A 23,746-nucleotide genomic window follows, 5' to 3' on the forward strand; every position below is an offset into this window, starting at 1 on the left:
AATGAATATCCTAATTATTAACTTTTAATACAAAAGCTTCTTGGTCGTACATATAAAAAAATAATACCCAAATAGATTAATTAACCAACCTACAAAATTATGAAAAAACCAAATTTAAGAATTGCAACATTAGCCGCATTGGCTGTGTGCCTTTTCTCCTGTAATTCAAATGACGAATTACAAGGACCAACTGCAGAAATTAAGGCATTAAGTAAAGTAGTTGACGTCACTCACCATGACGGCCATCCGTTCAGTACTTGAAAATCCATGACAACTTCAACTACAGGAAAATATGTAGCAAATCCAGGAGGTGGCGTAATGATGCAAGCTTTTTACTGGGACGTGCCTGCCGGTGGAAACTGGTGGAATACATTAGGCACAAAAGTAACAGCATGGTCAAACGCAGGTATTGGATCCATTTGGCTTCCTCCGGTATCTAAAGCACAGAACGGTGCTTTTTCTATGGGATATGACCCTACTGACTATTTTGATTTTGGAAATTACAACCAAAATGGGACTATAGAAACGCGTTTTGGTTCTAAAACAGAATTGGTAAGTTTAATTACAAAAGCACATACCGCAAATATGCAGGTTTATGCTGATATGGTTCTAAATCACAATAGCGGAGGACAGTTAGAAAGCAATCCTTTTACAGGAACCCAAACCTATACTAATTTCACTGGCGTTGCTTCTGGAAAATTCCCTAGAACAAGTGCTGACTTTTATAAAAATGCCTACGCTAATAATGACGAAGGTGCTTTTGGTGGGTTTCCTGACTTAGCACACGTTGCACCAAATGTTCAAAACTGGCTTTGGCTGAGAACAGATGGCGTTGGTAAGTATTACAAAAACACTATGAAATTTGACGGTTGGAGATTTGACTATGTTAAAGGTTTTGGTCCTTGGGTAGTTAAAGATTGGAACACTAATGTTGGTGGTTTTTCAGTTGGAGAATACTGGGATTCAAACGTAAACACATTAGAATGGTGGGCAAATAATGCCAACAGCTCTGTATTTGATTTTGCTTGTTATTACAAAATGAATGATGCATTTGACGGTAATAATTTAGCTCTTTTGAATGACGACATGATGTGGAAAAGAAATCCATACAAAGCAGTCACGTTTGTTACCAACCATGATACAGATGAAATATATAATAAGCAATTGGCATATGCATATATTCAAACTCATGAAGGTTATCCAACAATTTTTTACAGAGATTACGAAGAATGGCTGGACAAAGCAAAAATGAATAACTTGATTTGGATTCACAATCAAAAAGCTACTGGTACAACATCCATTTTATATGCAGATAATGATGAATACATCGCCAGAAGAAATGGGTATAATGGAAACCCAGGATTAGTTGTTTACATCAATAATTCTTCTTCATGGCAAGAAAGATGGGTTCCTACTAATTGGGCCAATGCACAAATAAAGGACTTTACAGGTTACTCTACATGGATTCCTACAACGCAAGGCGACAAATGGGTTAAAATCCAGTGCCCTCCAAACGGTTATTCTGTTTGGTCAATCAACATGTAAACCCTAAATATTTCGAATATAAATAAGGCTGTTTTAAAAGACAGCCTCATTTTTTTTATTCACATTTATAAATAGTACTTTTGCACACTATTTACATCATACATGAGCTTTTTAAAAGAAATACAAAGAAGAAGAACTTTCGGGATTATATCTCATCCCGATGCAGGTAAAACAACGCTTACAGAAAAACTCCTACTTTTTGGTGGTGCTATTCAAGAAGCGGGTGCTGTTAAAAATAATAAAATCAAAAAAGGAGCCACGAGTGATTTCATGGAAATTGAACGTCAGAGAGGAATTTCTGTTTCTACCTCCGTTTTGGCATTTAATTACAAAGAGAAAAAAATAAATATTCTTGATACCCCAGGGCATAAGGATTTTGCCGAAGATACATTTAGAACCTTAACCGCTGTTGACAGTGTCATAGTGGTAATTGACGTTGCTAAAGGTGTTGAGGAACAAACGGAAAAATTAGTCGCCGTATGTAGATTGCGAAAAATTCCCATTATTGTATTCATCAATAAGATGGATCGTGAAGGTAAAGATGCTTTTGACCTTATGGACGAAGTAGAGCAAAAACTGGGACTAACGGTTACACCACTCAGTTTTCCTATAGGAATGGGTTATGACTTCCAAGGAATATACAATTTATGGGAACAAAATATTAATTTATTTAGTGGAGACAACCGTAAAAACATTGAAGAAACCATCGCTTTTTCGGATGTTCAAAATCCTGAATTAGAAAAAATTATCGGGCAGAAACCCGCTGATACTTTACGTGAAGAGCTAGAATTAATCGATGAAGTCTATCCAAAATTTGATCGTCAAGACTATTTGGATGGAAAATTGCAACCAGTCTTTTTTGGGTCCGCATTGAATAATTTTGGAGTTCGTGAACTTTTAGATTGTTTTGTTGAAATTGCTCCATCACCAAGACCAAAAGAGTCGGAAACTAGATTAGTCGACCCAACAGAAGAAAAAATGACTGGATTTGTTTTTAAAATCCATGCTAATATGGATCCAAAACACAGAGACAGATTAGCTTTTATAAAAATTGTATCCGGTACTTTTGAAAGAAACAAACCGTATTATCACGTACGTCAAAAAAAGAACTTGAAATTTTCAAGTCCAAACGCCTTTTTTGCCGAAAAGAAAGAAATCGTTGATATCTCTTATCCAGGTGATATTGTAGGATTACACGATACAGGGAATTTTAAAATTGGAGATACCTTAACCGAAGGAGAGATTATGAGCTTTAAAGGTATTCCGAGTTTTTCTCCAGAACACTTTAGATACATTAATAATGCAGACCCAATGAAAGCCAAACAGCTTGACAAAGGGATCGACCAGTTGATGGATGAAGGGGTAGCACAGTTGTTTACTCTTGAAATGAATAATAGAAAAATTATTGGAACGGTAGGTGCACTTCAATATGAGGTAATCCAATACCGTCTAGAACATGAGTACGGAGCAAAATGTACCTACGAGAATTTCCCTGTTCATAAAGCCTGTTGGGTAAAACCAAATGACCCAAAGAATGATGAGTTTAAAGAATTTAAGCGTATCAAGCAGAAGTTCTTAGCTAAAGACAAATATGGCCAATTAGTTTTCCTTGCTGATTCAGATTTCACAATCAAAATGACGGAAAATAAATATCCAAGTGTAAAATTATTTTTTACTTCAGAATTTGAATAGTATCTTTTAAATTCAATATATAAAAAAACGCTAATTTAAAAATTAGCGTTTTTTTGTGGTTATATATTTTTGATTTAAAATCTTATATTAAGCTATTGCAATTTCAAAGTTAACGGCTTTCTTTAAAAAAGCTTTAATTAACAAACGATTGGGTGCCAATCCAGAAGTCATAATTTGCTTTTTTGTATTGATTCCTTCATTTGAAATTGTACTGTTAGGATCTTGTTTCGAACCCATGAACCAAAGAACAAATTCTACATTTGACGCTGCCTTATTATCTTCTTTTACTTCATTAGAGCTGTTATTTGTAGTAGATTCAACTACACTATTACCTGAACTTTGACTAAATACAGAAACATTCGATACTAAAACAAAAAGAAACAAAAAGAAAATAGTTAGTGTTTTTTTAGAGTAGTTACATTTAGAAAAGTTGTTCATAGGGGGCTTTGTTTTCGAAAAAGACAATTTATATCTTTAATTCTTGTACAAAACTAAAGCATCAATAACCTTCTTTAAAATATTTCCGATATACGGCCATAAAAAACGTTTATCTACAGAAACCGCCCATAAAAAAACCACAAAAAAGGAATTTACTCGATGGTTATCAGATTTTAGACAAAAACACAGTCATTCTACACCTATAATATCAAACCAAGCACCGCGACATTATAGCACAAAAAAAGGCTCCATTTCTGGAGCCTTTTTCTATAACATTATGCTTGTCCTGCTGGACCAAAATTTAAAGGTATCGGAGGTTGTTCGGTGTCTTTAATTTCGCCATGGGCTTGTTCAAAACGGTGAATATTTTCTCCAATTGCTTTTAATAATCTTTTGGCATGCTGCGGTGTCAAGACAATTCTTGATTTCACTTTGGCCTTAGGAATACCAGGCATGATACTTACAAAATCGAGAACAAATTCTGATGAAGAATGATTGATAATAGCTAAGTTAGAATAAATTCCTTCCGCTGTTTTCTCATCTAATTCAATATTAATCTGCTCCTGTTGTTGATTAGAATTACTCATATCTTAGTTTTAATAAATATATTCCTCTTTATTTGCCATCATATCATTGTAATCTTCCTTAGAACCTACAATTGTATGATCGTACTCTCTCATACCTGTACCTGCAGGAATTCTATGTCCTACAATTACATTTTCTTTCAATCCTTCTAAGTAATCAATCTTACCTGCAACCGCAGCTTCGTTTAATACTTTAGTAGTCTCTTGGAAAGAAGCCGCAGAGATAAATGATTTTGTTTGTAGCGATGCTCTTGTGATCCCTTGTAAAACAGGAGTACCAGTTGCAGTGATAACATCACGAGCTACAACAATATTTTTATCGTTACGTTTCAGTAATGAATTTTCATCACGTAACTCACGTGGAGAAACGATTTGACCTTCTTTCAAGTTAGCTGAATCACCAGCATCCTCAACTACTTTCATACCATATAATTTATCGTTTTGAAGGATAAAATCTTTAGTGTGAATTAATTGATCTTCTAAGAATAAGGTATCACCTGGATCTTGAACTCTAACTTTACGCATCATTTGACGTATTACTACTTCAAAGTGCTTATCATTAATTTTCACCCCTTGTAAACGGTATACTTCTTGAATCTCATTTACCAAGTACTGTTGAACAGCAGCTGGTCCTTTAATTCTTAAAATATCTTCTGGAGTAATTGCTCCGTCAGACAATGGTACACCAGCTCTAACGAAGTCATTCTCTTGAACAAGAATTTGACTTGAAAGTTTAACTAAATACTTTCTAACATCACCAAATTTAGATTCGATGATAATCTCACGGTTACCTCTTTTAATTTTTCCAAAAGAAACAACACCATCAATTTCAGAAACTACAGCTGGATTAGAAGGGTTACGAGCTTCTAGCAATTCAGTAATTCTAGGTAAACCTCCTGTAATATCTCCTGATTTAGAAGAACGACGTGGAATCTTAACTAATACTTTACCTGCTTTAATTTTCTCACCATCTTCAACCATCAAGTGGGCTCCAACAGGTAAGTTATAAGAACGTATCAACTCGCCATCTTTACCGTAAACCAATAAAGTAGGAATTAATTTTTTAGCTCTAGACTCAGAAATTACTTTTTCTTGGAAACCAGTTTGCTCATCAATTTCAACAATGAAAGACTGACCTTGCTCTAACTCTTCGTAAGCAATTTTACCAGTGAATTCCGAAACAATAACTCCATTATATGGATCCCATTTACAGATAACTTCACCTTTCTCAACTGACTGACCATCTTTTACAAAAATACTAGATCCGTAAGGAATATTATGTGTATTTAAAAGAATTCCAGTTTTCTCGTCAATTAATTTTAACTCAGTAGAACGAGAAACAACGATATCAACGGCATTTCCGTCATTATCTTCACCTTTAACAGTTTTTAAATCTTCAATTTCAAGTTTACCCTTGAATTTTGTTATGATACTTGATTCCTCAGAAATACCACCCGCTACCCCTCCAACGTGGAAAGTACGTAATGTTAACTGTGTTCCTGGCTCACCAATAGATTGTGCTGCAATAACTCCTACTGCCTCACCTCTTTGTGTCATTTTTCCAGTAGCTAAGTTTCTACCGTAACATTTAGCACAAATACCTTTCAACGCTTCACATACAAGAGGAGAACGAACTTCTACTTTCTCGATTGGAGAAGCATCGATCGTTTTCATAATAGCCTCAGTGATTTGTTGTCCAGCTTCTACTAAAACATCATTAGTTAAAGGATTCACTACATCTTGCAATGCAACACGTCCTAAGATTCTTTCTCCTAATGATTCAACAATTTCCTCATTCTTTTTCAATGCTGATACTTCAACACCTCTTAATGTTCCACAATCTTCGATGTTAACAATAACATCTTGAGAAACATCATGCAATCTTCTTGTTAAATATCCTGCATCTGCCGTTTTCAAGGCAGTATCCGCAAGACCTTTACGCGCACCGTGAGTAGAAATAAAGTACTCAAGGATTGAAAGACCTTCTTTAAAATTAGAAAGAATTGGATTTTCAATAATTTCACCACCACCAGCAGTCGATTTTTTAGGCTTAGCCATCAAACCACGCATACCAGTTAACTGACGAATTTGTTCTTTGGAACCCCTTGCTCCAGAATCAAGCATCATGTACACCGAGTTGAAACCTTGTTGGTCTTCTCTAATGTTTTTCATTGCTAATTCTGTCAATTGAGCATTGGCAGAAGTCCATACATCAATAACTTGGTTGTAACGTTCGTTATTGGTAATAAGACCCATGTTATAATTTACAGAAATACCTTCAACTTGCTCTCTGGCATCTGCGATTAATTTTGGTTTTTGATCTGGAATTCTAATATCCCCTAAAGAGAATGATAATCCACCTTTAAAGGCAAATTTGTATCCCATATCTTTCATGTTATCCAAGAAGGCAGCCGTTTCAGGTACGCTAGTTGAATTTAATACATGTCCGATAATGTCTCTAAGGTTTTTCTTAGTCAATACATCATTGATATATCCTGCCGCTTCTGGTACAACCTCATTAAAGATTACACGACCGGCAGTAGTTTGAATAATTTTAAACACTAATTCTCCAGCGTCATTAAAATCTTTTGCTCTAATTCTCACTCTAGCATTCAATTCTAATCTTCCTTCGTTTAAAGCGATATTAACTTCCTCAGCAGAATAGAAAGTCAAATCTTGACCTAAAATTTTCTTTTCTGGAGTTGACAAACGTTCTTTGGTCATATAATAAAGACCCAAGACCATATCCTGAGAAGGTACTGTAATTGGCGCACCATTTGCAGGATTCAGAATGTTATGAGAAGCCAACATTAACAATTGTGCTTCAAGGATAGCTTCCGGTCCTAATGGTAAATGTACCGCCATTTGATCCCCATCAAAATCCGCATTAAATGCAGTACAAACTAAAGGGTGCAATTGTATTGCTTTACCTTCAATTAATTTTGGTTGGAAAGCTTGAATACCTAGTCTGTGCAAAGTAGGGGCACGATTCAGTAAAATCGGGTGACCTTTAATTACGTTTTCAAGGATATCCCAAACTACAGGCTCTTTCTTGTCTATTATTTTCTTAGCTGATTTTACAGTTTTAACAATACCTCTTTCGATTAATTTACGAATCACAAAAGGCTTGTATAATTCGGCTGCCATATCTTTAGGGATACCACATTCGAACAATTTCAACTCAGGTCCAACAACAATTACCGAACGAGCAGAATAATCCACACGTTTTCCAAGTAAGTTTTGACGGAAACGTCCTTGCTTACCTTTAAGGGAATCAGATAATGATTTTAAGGGTCTGTTTGATTCTGTTTTTACAGCAGAAGCTTTACGTGTATTATCAAATAATGAATCTACTGATTCTTGCAACATACGTTTTTCGTTTCTTAAGATCACTTCTGGAGCCTTGATCTCCATTAATCTTTTTAAACGGTTGTTACGAATAATTACACGACGGTATAAATCATTTAAATCTGAAGTTGCAAAACGACCTCCATCAAGTGGCACAAGTGGACGTAATTCTGGCGGAATAACTGGTACCACTTTCATAATCATCCATTCAGGACGATTCTCACGGTTCAAGTTAGACTCACGAAAAGATTCAACTACTTGTAATCTTTTTAATGCTTCTGTTTTACGTTGTTTAGACGTTTCAGTGTTAGCATTATGTCTTAATTGGTAAGACAATTCATCTAGATCAATTCTTGCTAATAAATCCATGATACACTCTGCTCCCATTTTGGCAACAAATTTATTAGGATCAAAATCGTCAAGATATTGATTATCTGCAGGAAGAGTATCTAAGATATTCAAATATTCTTCTTCTGTTAAGAAATCTAATCTTTTTACTGATTCACCTTCACCATTTACTGCAATACCTGCTTGGATTACTACATATCTCTCATAGTAAATGATCATATCTAATTTCTTAGACGGAAGACCAAGTATGTATCCAATTTTATTAGGAAGGGAACGGAAATACCAGATATGAGCGATTGGCACAACAAGGTTGATGTGACCTACTCTATCTCTACGTACTTTTTTCTCAGTAACTTCAACACCACAACGGTCACAAATGATTCCTTTGTAGCGAATTCTTTTGTACTTACCACAAGCACATTCAAAATCTTTAACTGGTCCAAAAATTCGTTCACAGAAAAGACCGTCACGCTCAGGCTTGTGCGTACGGTAGTTGATAGTTTCCGGCTTTAAAACTTCACCTCTTGATTCTTTCAAGATAGATTCTGGAGAAGCTAAACCAATAGATATTTTATTGAATCTTTTTACAGGATTCTTATCTTTATTGTTATTATTATTTCTATTATTCATCATAGTTTTTACTATTGATTTAATTGCAATTAAAAATTGATTATAGTACGCAGCGTGCTGCGCTTCTACCTGGATTACTTCTCTAAACTTTAAACTTCTATTAAAGCGCTAGTTATATAAAACTCATTTTATATAAAAAATCGGAACGGTTTACGAGGCTAAATCCTAAAAACTCTTATAAATGAGTAAACAGTTTTCAGGTATTACTACCTAAAAACTGCATTACTACAAACTTTTATTTATTCTTCTAATCTAATGTCAAGTCCAAGACCTTTCAATTCATGCATCAATACATTGAATGATTCAGGTAATCCTGGCTCCGGCATAGATTCGCCTTTTACGATTGCTTCGTAAGTTTTAGCTCTACCAATTACATCATCAGACTTCACAGTCAAGATTTCTCTTAGTGTACTTGACGCTCCATAAGCCTCAAGTGCCCAAACTTCCATCTCTCCAAAACGTTGTCCACCAAATTGTGCTTTACCACCAAGAGGTTGTTGCGTAATTAATGAGTATGGTCCGATTGAACGTGCGTGCATCTTATCATCAACCATATGTCCTAATTTCAACATATAGATTACACCAACAGTTGCTGCTTGATGAAAACGTTCTCCTGTACCACCATCATAAAGATAAGTATGTCCAAAACGTGGTATTCCAGCTTCGTCAGTCAATTCATTAATTTGGTCTAGAGAAGCACCATCAAAAATTGGAGTAGCATATTTTCTACCCAAATTCTGTCCAGCCCAACCTAAAACAGTTTCATAAATTTGACCAATATTCATACGTGAAGGTACACCTAATGGGTTCAACACAATATCAACTGGCGTTCCGTCTTCAAGGAAAGGCATGTCTTCATGACGAACGATACGAGCAACGATACCTTTGTTACCGTGACGTCCTGCCATTTTATCCCCAACTTTCAACTTACGTTTTTTGGCAATATATACTTTAGCTAATTTCAAAATTCCAGCTGGTAATTCATCACCAACAGAAATTGTAAACTTCTCTCTTCTTAATGCGCCTTGTAAATCATTCAACTTAATTTTATAGTTATGAATTAATTCATTCACCATTTTATTAGTTGAGTCATCCGCAACCCATTGACCTTTGCTTAAGTGAGCAAAATCTTCAACAGCATAAAGCATTTTTTGAGTGTATTTTTTACCTTTTGGTAAAACTTCTTCACCCAAATCATTCATCACACCCTGAGATGTTTTCCCATTAACGATCAAGAAAAGTTTTTCTACTAACTTATCTTTTAATTCAACAAACTTCACTTCATATTCCATTTCAAGTGCTCCTAAAGCATCCTTGTCCTGTGTACGTTTGCGTTTGTCTTTTACTGCTCTTGCAAACAATTTTTTGTCAAGAACTACACCATGTAAAGATGGAGATGCTTTTAATGAAGCATCTTTTACATCACCTGCTTTATCCCCGAAGATTGCACGAAGCAATTTCTCTTCTGGAGTAGGATCTGATTCCCCTTTTGGAGTAATTTTTCCGATAAGAATGTCACCCGGTTTAACCTCGGCTCCAATTCTAATCATACCATTTTCATCTAAGTCTTTAGTAGCCTCTTCAGAAACGTTTGGTATATCATTTGTCAATTCTTCGTTACCTAACTTAGTATCTCTAACTTCTAATGAATAATCATCAACGTGAATAGAGGTAAAAATATCATCGCGAACCACTTTTTCAGAAATTACAATCGCATCCTCAAAGTTATACCCTTTCCATGGCATAAACGCAACTTTAAGGTTTCTACCTAAAGCTAATTCACCATTTTGAGTTGCATATCCTTCTGACAATACTTGACCTAGAACAACTCTATCCCCTTTTCTTACAATAGGTTTAAGGTTGATACTTGTCCCTTGATTGGTTTTTCTAAATTTAATTAAATTGTATGTTTTCTCATCAGAATCAAAACTCACCATTCTTTCTTCTTCAGAACGATCGTATTTAATAGTAATGATGTTTGCATCTACATATTCTATAACTCCATCACCTTCTGCGTTAATTAAAACTCTAGAATCTGAAGCTACTTGACGCTCTAAACCAGTTCCAACGATTGGTGCTTCAGGACGTATTAATGGTACGGCTTGACGCATCATGTTAGATCCCATCAACGCTCTATTCGCATCATCATGTTCCAAGAAAGGAATTAAAGATGCAGAAATTGAAGCAATTTGATTTGGAGCTACATCCGCATAATCAACTTTTGTAGGGTCAATTACAGGGAAATCCCCTTCTTGACGTGCAATTACATTTTCAGCAAGAATTTTTCCAGAATCATCCATCTCAATATTCGCTTGAGAGATCAACATTCCTTCTTCTTCTTCAGCGCTTAAGTAAATAGGTGTTGAAACTAAATCAACCACTCCATTAGTTACTTTACGGTAAGGTGTTTCAATGAAACCCATTCCGTTCACTTTAGCATAAACTCCAAGAGATGAAATCAAACCAATGTTTGGTCCCTCTGGTGTTTCAATAGGACATAAACGTCCGTAGTGCGTATAGTGAACATCACGTACCTCAAATCCAGCTCTTTCTCTCGAAAGTCCACCTGGTCCTAGCGCAGATAATCTTCTTTTGTGCGTTATCTCGGCAAGTGGATTCGTTTGATCCATAAACTGAGACAATTGGTTTGTTCCAAAGAAAGAGTTGATAACAGACGATAATGTTTTAGCATTAATCAAATCTATTGGTGTAAACACCTCGTTATCTCTAACGTTCATACGCTCTCTAATAGTTCTAGCCATACGTGCTAAACCAACACCGAATTGTTGAGACAATTGTTCTCCAACTGTTCTTACACGACGGTTTGATAAGTGATCAATATCATCAATATCTGCTTTCGCGTTGATTAATTCGATCAAATATTTTACAATGGTAATAATATCTTCTTTGGTAAGCACTTGCTTTTCCATTGGAATATCAAGACCAAGTTTTTTATTCATTCTGTAACGACCTACTTCACCTAAGTTGTAACGTTGATCAGAGAAGAATAATTTATCAATAATACCACGAGCGGTTTCTTCATCAGGCGGTTCTGCATTACGCAGTTGTCTGTAAATATGCTCAACAGCTTCTTTTTCAGAGTTTGTTGGATCTTTTTGTAACGTGTTATGGATGATAGCATAATCAGCTTGATTAGCATCTTCCTTGTGTAACAAAATAGATTTAACGTTAGAATCAATGATTTCTTCCACATTATCTTTATCGATAATTGTATCTCTATCAAGGGTTATTTCGTTACGTTCGATAGAAACTACTTCACCAGTATCTTCATCTACGAAATCTTCATGCCATGTATTTAATACACGAGCAGCTAATTTTCTACCGATATATTTTTTAAGTCCTGTTTTAGAAACTTTAATTTCCTCAGCAAGGTCGAAAATTTCAAGAATATCCTTATCTCTTTCGAAACCAATTGCACGGAATAAAGTGGTAACAGGTAACTTTTTCTTTCTATCAATATAAGCGTACATTACGCTATTAATATCTGTAGAAAATTCTATCCAAGAACCTTTAAAAGGAATTACTCTGGCAGAATATAATTTTGTTCCATTAGCATGAAAAGACTGTCCAAAGAAAACCCCTGGAGATCTATGTAGCTGAGAAACAACAACACGTTCCGCTCCGTTGATTACAAAGGTACCGCTTGGCGTCATGTAAGGAATTGTACCAAGATAAACATCTTGAACAATAGTTTCAAAATCTTCGTGCTCTGGATCTGTACAATACAATTTCAATCTTGCTTTTAAGGGCACACTATGTGTTAAACCTCTTTCAATACATTCTTGAATTGTATAACGTGGTGGATCCACGAAGTAGTCAAGGAATTCCAATACAAAATTATTTCTTGTATCTGTAATTGGAAAATTTTCCATGAAGGTATTATAAAGTCCTTCATTGCCTCTTTCATCAGATTTAGTTTCTAATTGAAAAAAATCTTGAAAAGATTTAACCTGAACATCAAGAAAATCTGGATATGCAGGAATATTTTTTGTAGAGGCAAAATTCAATCTTTCGGTCTGATTTGTTATCATCAATGGACAAAATTTTGATTATAAAAGTAATTTTTATTGGTATAAATATTTCTAATTATACATTAATTTTAAAACCACTACATCTTTAAAAATCAATTTAAGATAACTACTTTCTTATTATCTGTCAATTTTTTTTCCTCGTAATGGGATAAAATGGGTTTGCTATCACAACTTATTATTCAATAAATAAGACAGACTTTTGTTATACGAAAAATGGTTTAGGTCTTTGGATGTGTACCCAAGACCTAAACCTAATTCCTAAACTATGTTTAACTATTTAAGCTCAACAACAGCTCCAGCTTCTTCTAAAGATTTTTTCAAAGCTTCTGCTTCATCTTTAGTTACACCTTCTTTAACGTTACTTGGAGCGCTATCAACTACATCTTTAGCTTCTTTCAAACCTAAACCTGTAAGTTCTTTTACCATTTTTACAACTGCTAATTTAGAAGCACCAGCTTCTTTCAATACAACTGTAAATTCTGTTTGTACTTCTTCAGCAGCACCTTCACTACCACCTGAAACTACAACAGCTGCAGCAGCTGGTTCGATTCCGTACTCATCTTTTAATATTGTTGCTAATTCGTTAACTTCTTTTACAGTTAAATTAACTAATTGTTCTGCGAATTGTTTCAAATCTGCCATTTTTTCTATCGTTTTAAAATGATTTGTAAAATTATATTTTGTTTATTGTGCGCATTGTAAATAATAAAAACTAAGTTTTACTCTATTTTTATTATGCTTCTGTTTCAGCAACCTCTTCTTTAGCGAATTGGTTTTGAAGTGCAGAAATAACTTTTTGTGCTGGTGATTGAAGTAATCCAATAATTTCACCAATAAGTTCTTCTTTAGATTTAATAGTCGCTAACGCTTCTAATTGATCATCTCCAATATAAACCTCAGCATTAATATAGGCTCCTTTCAAAACCGGTTTTGCCGATTTTTTACGGAAATCTTTTATTATCTTACCAGGCCCATTTGCTACCTCTGAAATGAATATAGCACTATTACCAGTCAATACTGACGGTAAGTCACCATAATCATTAGCTGAAGCTTCCATTGCTTTTGCAAGCAAAGTGTTTTTTATAACCTCTAATTTAATACCTGCTTTATAACAAGCTCTTCTCAACTTTGAAGTTGCATCTGCATTTAATCCAGAAATATCTGCTACGTAAACAATATTTGTACCAGCTAACTGTGCAGTTAAATCTTCAATCGCGATTGATTTTTCTTCTCTAGTCATACTAAAAATTATTAACTACCAATTATACTGCTTTTGGGTCTAATGCAATAGCAGGACTCATAGTGCTTGTAAGGTAGATACTTTTGATATACACACCTTTAGCAGCAGTTGGCTTAAGTTTGATTAATGTTTGAATAATTTCGTGTGCATTGTCAACAATTTGCTCAGCTCCAAAAGAAACTTTACCAATTCCTGCATGCACGATACCAGTTTTATCAACTTTGAAATCGATTTTACCAGCTTTAACCTCTGCAACAGCTTTTGCAACATCCATAGTTACAGTACCTGTTTTAGGGTTTGGCATTAAACCTCTAGGCCCTAAAATACGACCTAATGGACCTAATTTACCCATAACGCTTGGCATAGTGATGATAACATCAACATCCGTCCAACCGTCTTTAATTTTTTGTAAATACTCGTCAAGACCTACATAGTCTGCCCCAGCTTCTTTAGCTTCCGCTTCTTTATCCGGAGTAACTAATGCTAATACTTTAACATCTTTACCAGTTCCATGAGGCAATGTTACCACACCTCTAACCATTTGATTCGCTTTTCTTGGATCTACACCCAAACGTACTGCGATATCAACAGACTCATCAAATTTTGCAGACGCAACAACTTTAATTAATGCCGCAGCATCTTTCAAAGAGTACATTCTGTTTTTGTCAATTTTTGAAGCAGCCTCTTTTTGCTTTTTTGTCAATTTTGCCATGTCTTTCTTTTAATTAAAAAGGAGCGTCTCCTGATACAGTTATACCCATAGATCTAGCTGTTCCAGCAACCATACTCATTGCAGACTCCGTAGTGAACGCATTTAAGTCAGGCATCTTGTCTTCAGCAATAGCTCTAATTTGTTCCCAAGTAACACTAGCTACTTTTTTACGATTAGGCTCACCAGAACCAGATTTTAGCTTCGCAGCTTCCAATAACTGAACAGCTGCAGGCGGAGTTTTAACAACAAATTCGAATGATTTGTCTTTATACACAGTAATTTGTACTGGGCATATTTTGCCGGCTTTATCTTGAGTTCTAGCATTGAATTGCTTACAGAACTCCATGATGTTTACACCAGCAGCTCCTAAAGCAGGTCCAACCGGTGGCGATGGATTCGCAGCACCTCCCTTAACTTGTAGTTTAACTACTTTACTAATTTCTTTAGCCATTTTTTAAAAAATTTAACACCACAATCATTAAGAAGCGATTGCGATGGATATTATATGTAACAAAATATTATACTTTTTCAACTTGCATAAACCCTAATTCTAATGGAGTTTTTCTTCCGAAAATTTTCACCATTACTTCAAGTTTACGCTTCTCTTCATTAATTTTTTCAACTGTACCGTTGAAACCGTTAAAAGGTCCATCAATAACCTTAATAGTCTCACCTAAATTGAATGGTATAGATCGAGTATCTGCATTAACTGCTAACTCATCGACTTTACCTAGCATTCTATTTACTTCTGAAAGTCTTAATGGAACCGGCTCTCCTCCTTTAGTTTCACCAAGAAAACCAATAACACTAGTTATTCCTTTTATAATATGAGGTATTTCACCTATCAGATTCGCTTCTATCATGACATAACCAGGAAAATAAACTTTATCCTTGATTAATTTCTTTCCATCTTTTACAGTTACTACTTTTTCCGTCGGAACTAAAACTTGAGAAACATAGTCACCCATCTCTAATCTAGAGATTTCGTTTTCTATGTAAGCTTTCACTTTATTCTCTTGCCCACTTACCGCACGAACAACATACCACTTTTTTAGATTATTATCTGTCATCACAAAAATTAGGCTTTTATCCAATTAAAAAATCCAGCTAATGCTTTCGCAAAAAACTCATCTACTCCCCATGTTGCCAAAGCGAATAATACTGAGAAAATAGCAACAACAATCGTTAGACGTTGCACTTCAGGCCACTCTGGCCAAGTCATATTTGACTTTAATTCCTCAAATGATTCTGATATGTAATTAATTATTTTTGCCATTATGATATATTTTTTTTGCACGGGCGGAGGGATTCGAACCCCCATCAACGGTTTTGGAGACCGCTATTCTACCCTTGAACTACGCCCGTTTGTGAAAAACCAGTAACAGCACGAAGCGTTACTGGTTTTGTAATTATTTATAGAATTATGCTACAATCTCAGTTACCTGACCTGCACCTACAGTTCTACCACCTTCACGGATAGCAAAACGTAATCCAACATTCATAGCGATTGGGCTCAACAAAGCAACATTGATTGTTAAGTTATCTCCAGGCATAACCATCTCTACACCTTCTGGTAAAGTAATAACACCTGTTACATCAGTTGTACGTACGTAGAACTGTGGACGATAGTTATTATGGAATGGTGTATGACGACCACCTTCTTCTTTTTTCAAGATATAAACCTCAGCTTTAAAAGTAGCGTGTGGTTTAACTGATCCTGGCTTAATGATAACCATTCCTCTTTTGATAGATTCTTTATCAACACCACGTAACAATAAACCTACGTTATCTCCAGCTTCACCTCTATCAAGGATTTTACGGAACATCTCAACTCCTGTAATAGTAGAAGTTAATTTTTCAGCTCCCATACCAATGATTTCAACAGCATCTCCTGTATTAGCAATACCTGTTTCGATACGACCTGTAGCAACAGTTCCACGACCAGTAATTGTAAACACATCCTCAACCGGCATCAAGAAAGGCTTTTCAGTATCACGTACTGGCTCTTCAATCCACGCATCAACCGCAGCCATCAATTCGATGATTTTTGGTACCCACGCTGGATCATTATTCAAACCTCCTAAAGCAGAACCTTGAACAACTGGACAATTATCACCGTCATATTCATAGAAAGACAATAAGTCTCTAATTTCCATTTCAACAAGTTCTAATAATTCCTCATCATCAACCATATCCACTTTATTCATGAATACAACCATTCTAGGAATACCAACTTGGCGACCTAATAGAATATGCTCACGTGTTTGTGGCATTGGCCCATCAGTTGCTGCTACAACAAGAATAGCACCATCCATCTGAGCAGCACCAGTAACCATGTTCTTTACGTAATCCGCGTGACCTGGACAGTCAACGTGAGCGTAATGACGATTAGCAGTTTCATACTCAACGTGTGATGTATTAATTGTAATACCTCTTTCTTTTTCTTCTGGAGCATTATCAATTTGATCAAATGATTTTGCTTGACAGTAACCTGCATCAGATAACACTTTAGTTATCGCTGCAGTTAATGTAGTTTTTCCGTGATCCACGTGCCCAATTGTACCAATGTTTAAGTGGGGCTTGTTACGGTTAAAGGTTTCTTTTGCCATTTTACTTAATTTTTAATCTATTTATATATTTAATTTCAATCTCTTACTTACTTGAGCCAATGTCGGGAATTGAACCCGAGACCTCTTCCTTACCAAGGAAGCACTCTACCCCTGAGCTACACCGGCAGAGTTTTTACTTTTAGATTTAAAATCTAAAATTGTGGGGAGAGCAGGATTCGAACCTGCGAAGTTTACACAGCAGATTTACAGTCTGCCCTCGTTGGCCGCTTGAGTATCTCCCCTCTTTTCTTACTTTATTTCAACCCATCAAAACCTCAGTTTCATTTTGAGCCGGCGGAGGGACTCGAACCCACGACCTGCTGATTACAAATCAGCTGCTCTAGCCAACTGAGCTACGCTGGCAAATTCAATAAAAAAAGTCCGCTATTTCTAACGGACTGCAAATGTATAGATTTTATCTCTCAATCAAAACATTTTTTTAAAAAACTTTCAGATTAAATATGTGTTCTTATTTTTTCTTTCCTTTTCACTAACAATCTCTCTAAAGATTCAGCCGATAACTCGATAGCCTCTTCAAATGTTTTGCATTGTTTTTTTACCATAAAATCATCACCAGGGACATTCATCTTCACCTCAGCAACCTTATTCTCCTTATCACTTGTCTTTTCAACTTTCAAATAGACATCGGCAGACACTACCTTATCGTAGTACTTCTCCAACTTATCCATTCTCTCTTGAACATAACCTACTAATTTTCCGTCAACAGCAAAGTTAACTGCGTGAACATTTACCTTCATAATCAATTTTTTTAATGGTTAAACATTTTTTGAACTATTACTTATTCCTTGGATGCGCATCTTCATATACTTTTTTGAGCTCTGACAAACTACTGTGTGTATAAATTTGTGTTGAAGCCAAACTGGAATGTCCTAACAATTCTTTCAGTGAATTTAAATCAGCTCCGTTATTTAATAAATGAGTCGCAAATGTATGACGTAAAATATGCGGACTTTTTTTTACTTTTTCAGAGACAGGACTAAAGTAAGAATTTATTAACCGATACACAAAGGATTCATTTAATTTTAACCCTTTTTTTGAAATAAAAAGACAATCAAAACCCCTAACACTTTCTATACGAGACCTCTCGTCAAGATACAAAGAAAGTTGTTCTACTATAATTGACAAAATAGGCAAAATCCTCTCCTTATTTCTTTTACCAAGTACCTTTATTGTACTGTTAGAAAAACTAATATCGCTAATTTTCAAATGAATCAGTTCTGTTCGCCTAATTCCGGTCGTATAAAACAAATCTATTATTAATTTATTTCTAACTCCTTCAAAACCCACAGGACTTTCCATGCCCTTCAACACCTCCGAAACTTCCTTCTCAGAAAACGGAATCTGGAGTACCTTAGCTGTTTTTAGTGCCTTATGCTTTAGCATCGGACTAATCTGTATTTGTTGTATCTTTAATAGAAACTTATAAAAAGCCTTTAGGGACGCCATTTTTCTATTAACAGAAACATTAGACATTCCAGCATCCACAAGTGACACAATCCAACTTCTAATCTGATTGTAATTTACCTGATCTATATTTTCTTGATCAAAATGTATCGTATTGAATGTCTGGAAGTTTGTTACATCATTCAAATAAGCACTTACAGTATGTGTAGAATACTTTTTCTCCTTTTGCAAATAATCCCGAAACGCATTTATAGTAGCCACCATATAAAATAAAAAAACCGTTAGCATCAAAGTTATAAAACTTTAATGACTAACGGTAATTACCATGCAAAAAGAACTACTTAGTTTTCTAAGTTGTCTTTCATGTTTTGAATATAAGCTGCTTTTTGAACTTTAATTCTATTTTTTACAGAAGGCTTAATAAAAGCAGTACGTGCTCTTAACTGACGAACAGTTCCTGTTTTATCAAATTTTCTTTTATAGCGCTTTAATGCTCTATCTATATTTTCTCCGTCTTTAATTGGTATAATTAACATAATTTTGACACCCCCTTTCGTTAAGTGTGCAAAAGTAGTTATTATTTTGACTTATCAGTCATCAATCACCAATTTATTTTTGGTGTGCCGGCAAAACACTATTTATTTCCAAAATAAATTCTCTTTTGCCGTCAGGCTATCCGCTGCAATCTTTTACTCCGCAAGGCTTCATAAAAGGATTTCCACTACTATCCTTCACACATAAAAAAAGAGCCAATAACTAAATTGACTCTTCTAATACTTTCCACTGGCTATTACTCCACCGCTGGCTTATAATTTTTATTATCTATAATCATTTTTGACAATATCTCTTTAAGTATCTCCGAAGTTCCGCCTCCTATCGGCCCCAAACGACTGTCTCTTAATAAACGTGCTAAAGGATATTCTTCCATATAACCGTAACCTCCCAGCATTTGCAAACAACTATAGATTGTTTCATCAGCCACTTTTGTAGATTTCAATTTAGCCATAGTAGCTTCTTTTACTACATATTCTCCTTTATTTAATCGCGCTACGGCAGCATAATTAAACACTTTACAATGCTCTACATCTGTCGCATGTTCTACTATTGTATGTCTCAATGCTTGAAACTTATCTATTGTTTTCCCAAAAGCCTCACGTTGCGACATATATTCTATTGTATAATCAATTGCATACTCCGCTCTTGCATGCCCATTTATAGCCATAATCAAACGTTCTAAAGCAAAATGTTGCATAATGTAAGGAAAACCCTTTCCCTCTTCACCCATCAAATTCTCTAAAGGGATTTCAACGTTGTTAAATGCAATTTCTGCAGTATCTGACGCTCTCCAACCTAATTTATCTAATTTTGTCGCAGAAACCCCGCTCGTTTTTGTATCTAATAAAAATATGCTTATTCCTTTATTCCCAAGTTCAGGACTTGTTTTGGCTGCAACTATATAATAATCCGCATAAACGCCATTAGTGATAAATGTTTTCGAACCATTAATAACATATTTATCTCCTGTTTTAATAGCAGTAGTGCGCATACCCGCAACATCACTACCTCCAAAAGGTTCCGTAATACACAAAGCCCCTATTTTGTCACCTAAAATACTTGGTGCTAAATAATCTTGTTTAATTCTCTCGTCCCCTTCTGCATTCAAATGTGTCATGGCTAAATAAGAATGTGCCCACATCGCAGCTGCAAAACCAGCTGATTTAATTTTCTGAAGTTCTTCTAAAAAAATAACGGTGTAAAATAAATCTAAATTTAATCCGCCATAAGCCTCCGGATAATTTATTCCAAAAAAGCCCATATCGCCGAACTTTTTCCATATAAAACGCTCTATTGTACCTGTTTTCTCCCATTTTTCAATATGAGGCACAACTTCTTTTTGTAAAAACCCTCTTAAACTCTCTCTAAATGATTGATGTTCTTCTGTGAAATAACTTGAATTCATATAACTAATATTATTTTTAACAAATTGATGTGATTGAAACGAAAAGCAACAGCTTTATGTTTCAGGACTTGGTTTTTTTGAGTTACACAATCGAGCGACGTTTTATAGAAATAGAAACCTACGACAAAACAACCATTTTGCAGTAAATTAAAAAATTTCAAACTAGCTAATTATAAACTTCTAATTAAAGTCCAAATATAAGGCAATTATATTTGCCTTATCAACAGGAAATCCCTTAATTTTTGTTAAATCCTCAATATTTCTAATATCTCCGTTCATACTCCTATAGGTCACAATTTCTTTTGCAAGAGCATATCTAAAATAAGAGAACTGAGAAATTTCTTTTAAAGAAGCGTTATTTATGGCGATTTTATTAACTAAAGGTAAAGTGTACACTTTAAAATGAGAATTAAGATTTGCAACAACTTCAGGAGACAAACCCCAGACATCAGTCATCTGATCCATGGACACAAATCCACCAAGACTTTCTTTTAACTTTAGGATTCGTAGCGAAATCGCTTCTCCTATTCCATAAATTTTAATTAGATCTTCTTGTGTCGCACGGTTAATATCTATTAAAACTATTTTTTCTTTTTTGGCAAAACCCATCTTTTCATATTTAATGTACCCCCTACTTTCTGCTTTATTTTTTACCCAATTCGGAAATTTAAAATAAGGCGCTATAACATTTAACAACGAATCTGAAATTTGAGTAACGGCTTGAAATTCTTTTGGAGAGTTAACATATTTATTTTCTTTTCTATAATCCAATAGTCTGTCAATTTCAAGAACAGACATTCCGAGCTTGTATCCTTTATAATCGGTAATGAAATTGGGATTAAACAGATATATCTTTTTACTATACTTTGGATTTGACTCTTTTAATGAATCAATTTTAGATTGCATCGAAAGCCATTTCTGTTTATTAGGAGAAATGGTTTGCAGTGAACTGAAATCAAAGAAATAATAAACCGATTGCAAAACGATTATTATTGCAAACAATATCAAAATACCTGCGCGTTGCTCTGCGGAAAACGCGAAATAACTCCTTATACCTCTTAAATGCATTTTGAAAGAAATAAATGTAAAGAAATTTTGACCATTTTCACTGCTTTTAAAAATTAACTACTCGCTGTTATTAAAGCCTAAATTTAGAAAATAATTTTTGAAATATACATTTCTAAAAAAATAATAATCTAAATATCAGCGTTTAATTACTACTTACATAACGAAATCCATAATCCATGTTGCATTTAATTCTGAAAAACTTGACTAAACTAAAGCACCACAATAAATTTATTTCCATATTAATTTATATAATAACTTTTATTTTTTATAAAATAAATAATACATTTGGGCACTATTAATACTAAAACTAATAAATATATGTCAATTTGGAAAACAAAACCACTTTCGGTTTTATTAAATGAAGCATCAGAAGATGAAAAAGGGCTAAAAAGAACTTTATCTTCAAGATCCCTAGTTGCTTTAGGAGTTGGTGCAATTATCGGAGCGGGTTTATTTTCCTTAACTGGAATTGCTGCTGCTGAACATGCTGGACCTGCAGTTACACTTTCATTTATTTTAGCAGCTGTAGGCTGTGCCTTTGCTGGACTATGCTATGCTGAATTTGCTTCAATGATACCCGTTGCAGGTAGTGCTTATACGTATTCCTATGCAACTATGGGAGAATTCATGGCTTGGATTATTGGTTGGGATTTAGTTCTTGAATATGCTTTAGGAGCTGCAACCGTTGGGGTCAGCTGGTCGCGATACTTACTCGAATTATTAAATAAATATGGTGTACATCTAAATCCAAAATTTATATGTTCCCCCTGGGAAACCTTAACATTGGGTGACGGTACCATCATAGATGGCGGCTACATCAATCTACCAGCTATCTTAATAGTATCTGCACTATCATTATTATTAATAAGAGGAACCCAAGAGTCTGCTTCTATAAATAATATATTAGTGGTATTAAAAGTTATCGTTGTAATTATGTTTATTGTTTTAGGATGGGATTATATAGACCCTGCAAATTACTCTCCATATATTCCTGAAAATACTGGCGTTAAAGGTCAATTTGGTTGGTCTGGAATTGCTGCCGGAGCCGGAACCGTCTTCTTTGCCTTCATTGGTTTTGATGCTGTTTCAACTGCTGCACAAGAAGCAAAAAACCCTCAAAAAGGGATGCCAATTGGTATTTTAGGTTCATTAGTTATCTGTACAATACTATATGTGTTGTTTGCTCACGTTATGACTGGTCTAGTACCTTATTACAAATTTGCAGGTGATGCAAAACCTGCTGCGACAGCATTTGCGGTAACTGGATATTCTTTCCTTCAAACAGGATTAATTGTGGCTATTTTAGCTGGGTATACTTCTGTGATGCTTGTGATGTTAATGGGACAAAGTCGTGTTTTCTACACTATGAGTAAAGATGGACTTTTACCTCCTTTATTTGGACAAATACATTCAAAATTCCGTACTCCTTATAAAACAAACCTTTTCTTTATGGTTTTCGTTAGTTTATTTGCTGGTTTTGTTCCGGTAAGCGATCTGGGACACATGGTAAGTATTGGAACCTTGCTTGCTTTCGTATTAGTATGTATTGGTGTGTTAGTAATGCGTAAAAAAATGCCAGATGCACCAAGATCTTTCAAAACTCCATTTGTTCCTTATGTACCGATTGCAGGAGTTTTAGTTTGTACTTACTTAATGTACTCTCTACCCTATGAAAGTTGGATTCGATTAGTTCTTTGGATGGCAATTGGTGTTGCTCTGTATTTTGTTTACGGTAAAAAGCACAGTAAATTAAATAATCCGGATAAATAGACTTATTCTAATATAAAAAAGGGATGATAAAGTATTTAAATACTTTATCATCCCTTTTTCTTTGCACCTATTTTAAGTTTTGTTACAAGTCAAATACAGAAGTTCTCTTAGCACGAATCAAATCCTTTAGCCTAATCCAAAAGGCTAGCGTTAAATACACTCCAAACCATAATCCAACCGTAACAAATGATATATAAATAAAGAACAGTCTTACGCTCGTCACCCTCATTCCTAAACTATCTGCTAGACGCGATGATACATGGAAGCCATACTTTTCAAAAAAGTATTTAAGCTTAATTATTCTAGGTACACTTTGTCCCATTGC

At 34.9% G+C, this 23,746-nt stretch carries 19 protein-coding genes, 4 tRNA genes and 1 pseudogene; 3 read left to right on the forward strand and 21 right to left on the reverse strand.

Annotated elements, in window-relative coordinates:
• Positions 1 to 99 precede the first annotated feature (99 nt).
• Both BMW63_RS03545 and BMW63_RS03550 read left to right on the forward strand, forming a co-directional pair.
• A pseudogene (locus BMW63_RS03545) lies at positions 100 to 1,545 on the forward strand (alpha-amylase).
• 102 nt (positions 1,546 to 1,647) lie between these two features.
• Positions 1,648 to 3,237, forward strand: coding sequence for a peptide chain release factor 3 (locus BMW63_RS03550; protein ID WP_074721343.1), 1,590 nt, complete (start codon positions 1,648 to 1,650; stop codon positions 3,235 to 3,237).
• An 87-nt stretch (positions 3,238 to 3,324) separates the two neighbouring features.
• On the opposite strand, the gene BMW63_RS03555 is transcribed toward BMW63_RS03550, so the two are convergent.
• The 20 genes from BMW63_RS03555 to BMW63_RS03650 form a co-directional block, all read right to left on the reverse strand.
• Positions 3,325 to 3,675, reverse strand: a complete 351-nt coding sequence (locus tag BMW63_RS03555) for a hypothetical protein (RefSeq protein WP_074721345.1) — start codon at positions 3,673 to 3,675, stop codon at positions 3,325 to 3,327.
• A 275-nt stretch (positions 3,676 to 3,950) separates the two neighbouring features.
• Complete coding sequence (locus BMW63_RS03560) at positions 3,951 to 4,262, reverse strand: DUF3467 domain-containing protein (protein ID WP_074721347.1); 312 nt, start codon at positions 4,260 to 4,262, stop codon at positions 3,951 to 3,953.
• Between the two features lie 9 nt (positions 4,263 to 4,271).
• On the reverse strand, positions 4,272 to 8,588 hold the full coding sequence (gene rpoC / locus BMW63_RS03565; protein WP_074721349.1) for a DNA-directed RNA polymerase subunit beta': 4,317 nt from the start codon (positions 8,586 to 8,588) through the stop codon (positions 4,272 to 4,274).
• A gap of 236 nt (positions 8,589 to 8,824) precedes the next feature.
• A complete protein-coding gene (rpoB, locus tag BMW63_RS03570) occupies positions 8,825 to 12,637 on the reverse strand; it encodes a DNA-directed RNA polymerase subunit beta (RefSeq protein WP_074721351.1) in 3,813 nt (1,270 codons plus the stop codon).
• Positions 12,638 to 12,910: 273 nt separating this feature from the next.
• Complete coding sequence (rplL, locus tag BMW63_RS03575; protein ID WP_074721353.1) at positions 12,911 to 13,279, reverse strand: 50S ribosomal protein L7/L12; 369 nt, start codon at positions 13,277 to 13,279, stop codon at positions 12,911 to 12,913.
• Positions 13,280 to 13,370: 91 nt separating this feature from the next.
• A complete protein-coding gene (rplJ, locus tag BMW63_RS03580; RefSeq protein WP_074721355.1) occupies positions 13,371 to 13,877 on the reverse strand; it encodes a 50S ribosomal protein L10 in 507 nt (168 codons plus the stop codon).
• A gap of 22 nt (positions 13,878 to 13,899) precedes the next feature.
• Positions 13,900 to 14,589, reverse strand: a complete 690-nt coding sequence (rplA, locus tag BMW63_RS03585; RefSeq protein WP_074721357.1) for a 50S ribosomal protein L1 — start codon at positions 14,587 to 14,589, stop codon at positions 13,900 to 13,902.
• Positions 14,590 to 14,602: 13 nt separating this feature from the next.
• Complete coding sequence (gene rplK, locus BMW63_RS03590; RefSeq protein WP_074721359.1) at positions 14,603 to 15,040, reverse strand: 50S ribosomal protein L11; 438 nt, start codon at positions 15,038 to 15,040, stop codon at positions 14,603 to 14,605.
• A gap of 67 nt (positions 15,041 to 15,107) precedes the next feature.
• Complete coding sequence (nusG, locus tag BMW63_RS03595; protein ID WP_074722024.1) at positions 15,108 to 15,659, reverse strand: transcription termination/antitermination protein NusG; 552 nt, start codon at positions 15,657 to 15,659, stop codon at positions 15,108 to 15,110.
• 8 nt (positions 15,660 to 15,667) lie between these two features.
• Positions 15,668 to 15,865, reverse strand: a complete 198-nt coding sequence (gene secE, locus BMW63_RS03600) for a preprotein translocase subunit SecE (protein ID WP_074722026.1) — start codon at positions 15,863 to 15,865, stop codon at positions 15,668 to 15,670.
• Positions 15,866 to 15,883: 18 nt separating this feature from the next.
• Positions 15,884 to 15,954, reverse strand: a tRNA-Trp gene (locus BMW63_RS03605).
• A gap of 56 nt (positions 15,955 to 16,010) precedes the next feature.
• Positions 16,011 to 17,198: an elongation factor Tu gene (gene tuf / locus BMW63_RS03610; protein WP_074721361.1), complete on the reverse strand. Its 1,188-nt coding sequence runs from the start codon at positions 17,196 to 17,198 to the stop codon at positions 16,011 to 16,013.
• 54 nt (positions 17,199 to 17,252) lie between these two features.
• Positions 17,253 to 17,324 (reverse strand) — tRNA-Thr (locus BMW63_RS03615).
• A 35-nt stretch (positions 17,325 to 17,359) separates the two neighbouring features.
• Positions 17,360 to 17,440 (reverse strand) — tRNA-Tyr (locus BMW63_RS03620).
• A 47-nt stretch (positions 17,441 to 17,487) separates the two neighbouring features.
• Positions 17,488 to 17,561 (reverse strand) — tRNA-Thr (locus BMW63_RS03625).
• Between the two features lie 92 nt (positions 17,562 to 17,653).
• Positions 17,654 to 17,956, reverse strand: coding sequence for a ribosome hibernation-promoting factor, HPF/YfiA family (gene hpf / locus BMW63_RS03630; RefSeq protein WP_074721363.1), 303 nt, complete (start codon positions 17,954 to 17,956; stop codon positions 17,654 to 17,656).
• A 37-nt stretch (positions 17,957 to 17,993) separates the two neighbouring features.
• A complete protein-coding gene (locus tag BMW63_RS03635; protein ID WP_074721365.1) occupies positions 17,994 to 18,887 on the reverse strand; it encodes a tyrosine-type recombinase/integrase in 894 nt (297 codons plus the stop codon).
• A gap of 77 nt (positions 18,888 to 18,964) precedes the next feature.
• Positions 18,965 to 19,159 carry a 30S ribosomal protein S21 gene (gene rpsU / locus BMW63_RS03640; protein WP_007137807.1) on the reverse strand — a complete coding sequence of 65 codons (195 nt, stop codon included), beginning with the start codon at positions 19,157 to 19,159 and terminating at the stop codon, positions 18,965 to 18,967.
• 254 nt (positions 19,160 to 19,413) lie between these two features.
• Positions 19,414 to 20,583: an acyl-CoA dehydrogenase family protein gene (locus tag BMW63_RS03645; protein ID WP_074721367.1), complete on the reverse strand. Its 1,170-nt coding sequence runs from the start codon at positions 20,581 to 20,583 to the stop codon at positions 19,414 to 19,416.
• A 180-nt stretch (positions 20,584 to 20,763) separates the two neighbouring features.
• Positions 20,764 to 21,651, reverse strand: coding sequence for a ComEA family DNA-binding protein (locus BMW63_RS03650; RefSeq protein ID WP_074721369.1), 888 nt, complete (start codon positions 21,649 to 21,651; stop codon positions 20,764 to 20,766).
• Between the two features lie 318 nt (positions 21,652 to 21,969).
• On the opposite strand from BMW63_RS03650, the gene BMW63_RS03655 reads away from it, so the two are divergent.
• Positions 21,970 to 23,421, forward strand: a complete 1,452-nt coding sequence (locus tag BMW63_RS03655) for an amino acid permease (RefSeq protein WP_074721371.1) — start codon at positions 21,970 to 21,972, stop codon at positions 23,419 to 23,421.
• Between the two features lie 82 nt (positions 23,422 to 23,503).
• Here the strand turns inward: BMW63_RS03655 and BMW63_RS18325 are convergent, their stop codons facing one another.
• On the reverse strand, positions 23,504 to 23,743 hold the full coding sequence (locus BMW63_RS18325; protein ID WP_074721373.1) for a PspC family transcriptional regulator: 240 nt from the start codon (positions 23,741 to 23,743) through the stop codon (positions 23,504 to 23,506).
• Positions 23,744 to 23,746: the final 3 nt, after the last annotated feature.

The sequence above is a fragment of the Flavobacterium frigoris genome (assembly GCF_900111075.1).
GTDB lineage: Bacteria > Bacteroidota > Bacteroidia > Flavobacteriales > Flavobacteriaceae > Flavobacterium > Flavobacterium frigoris.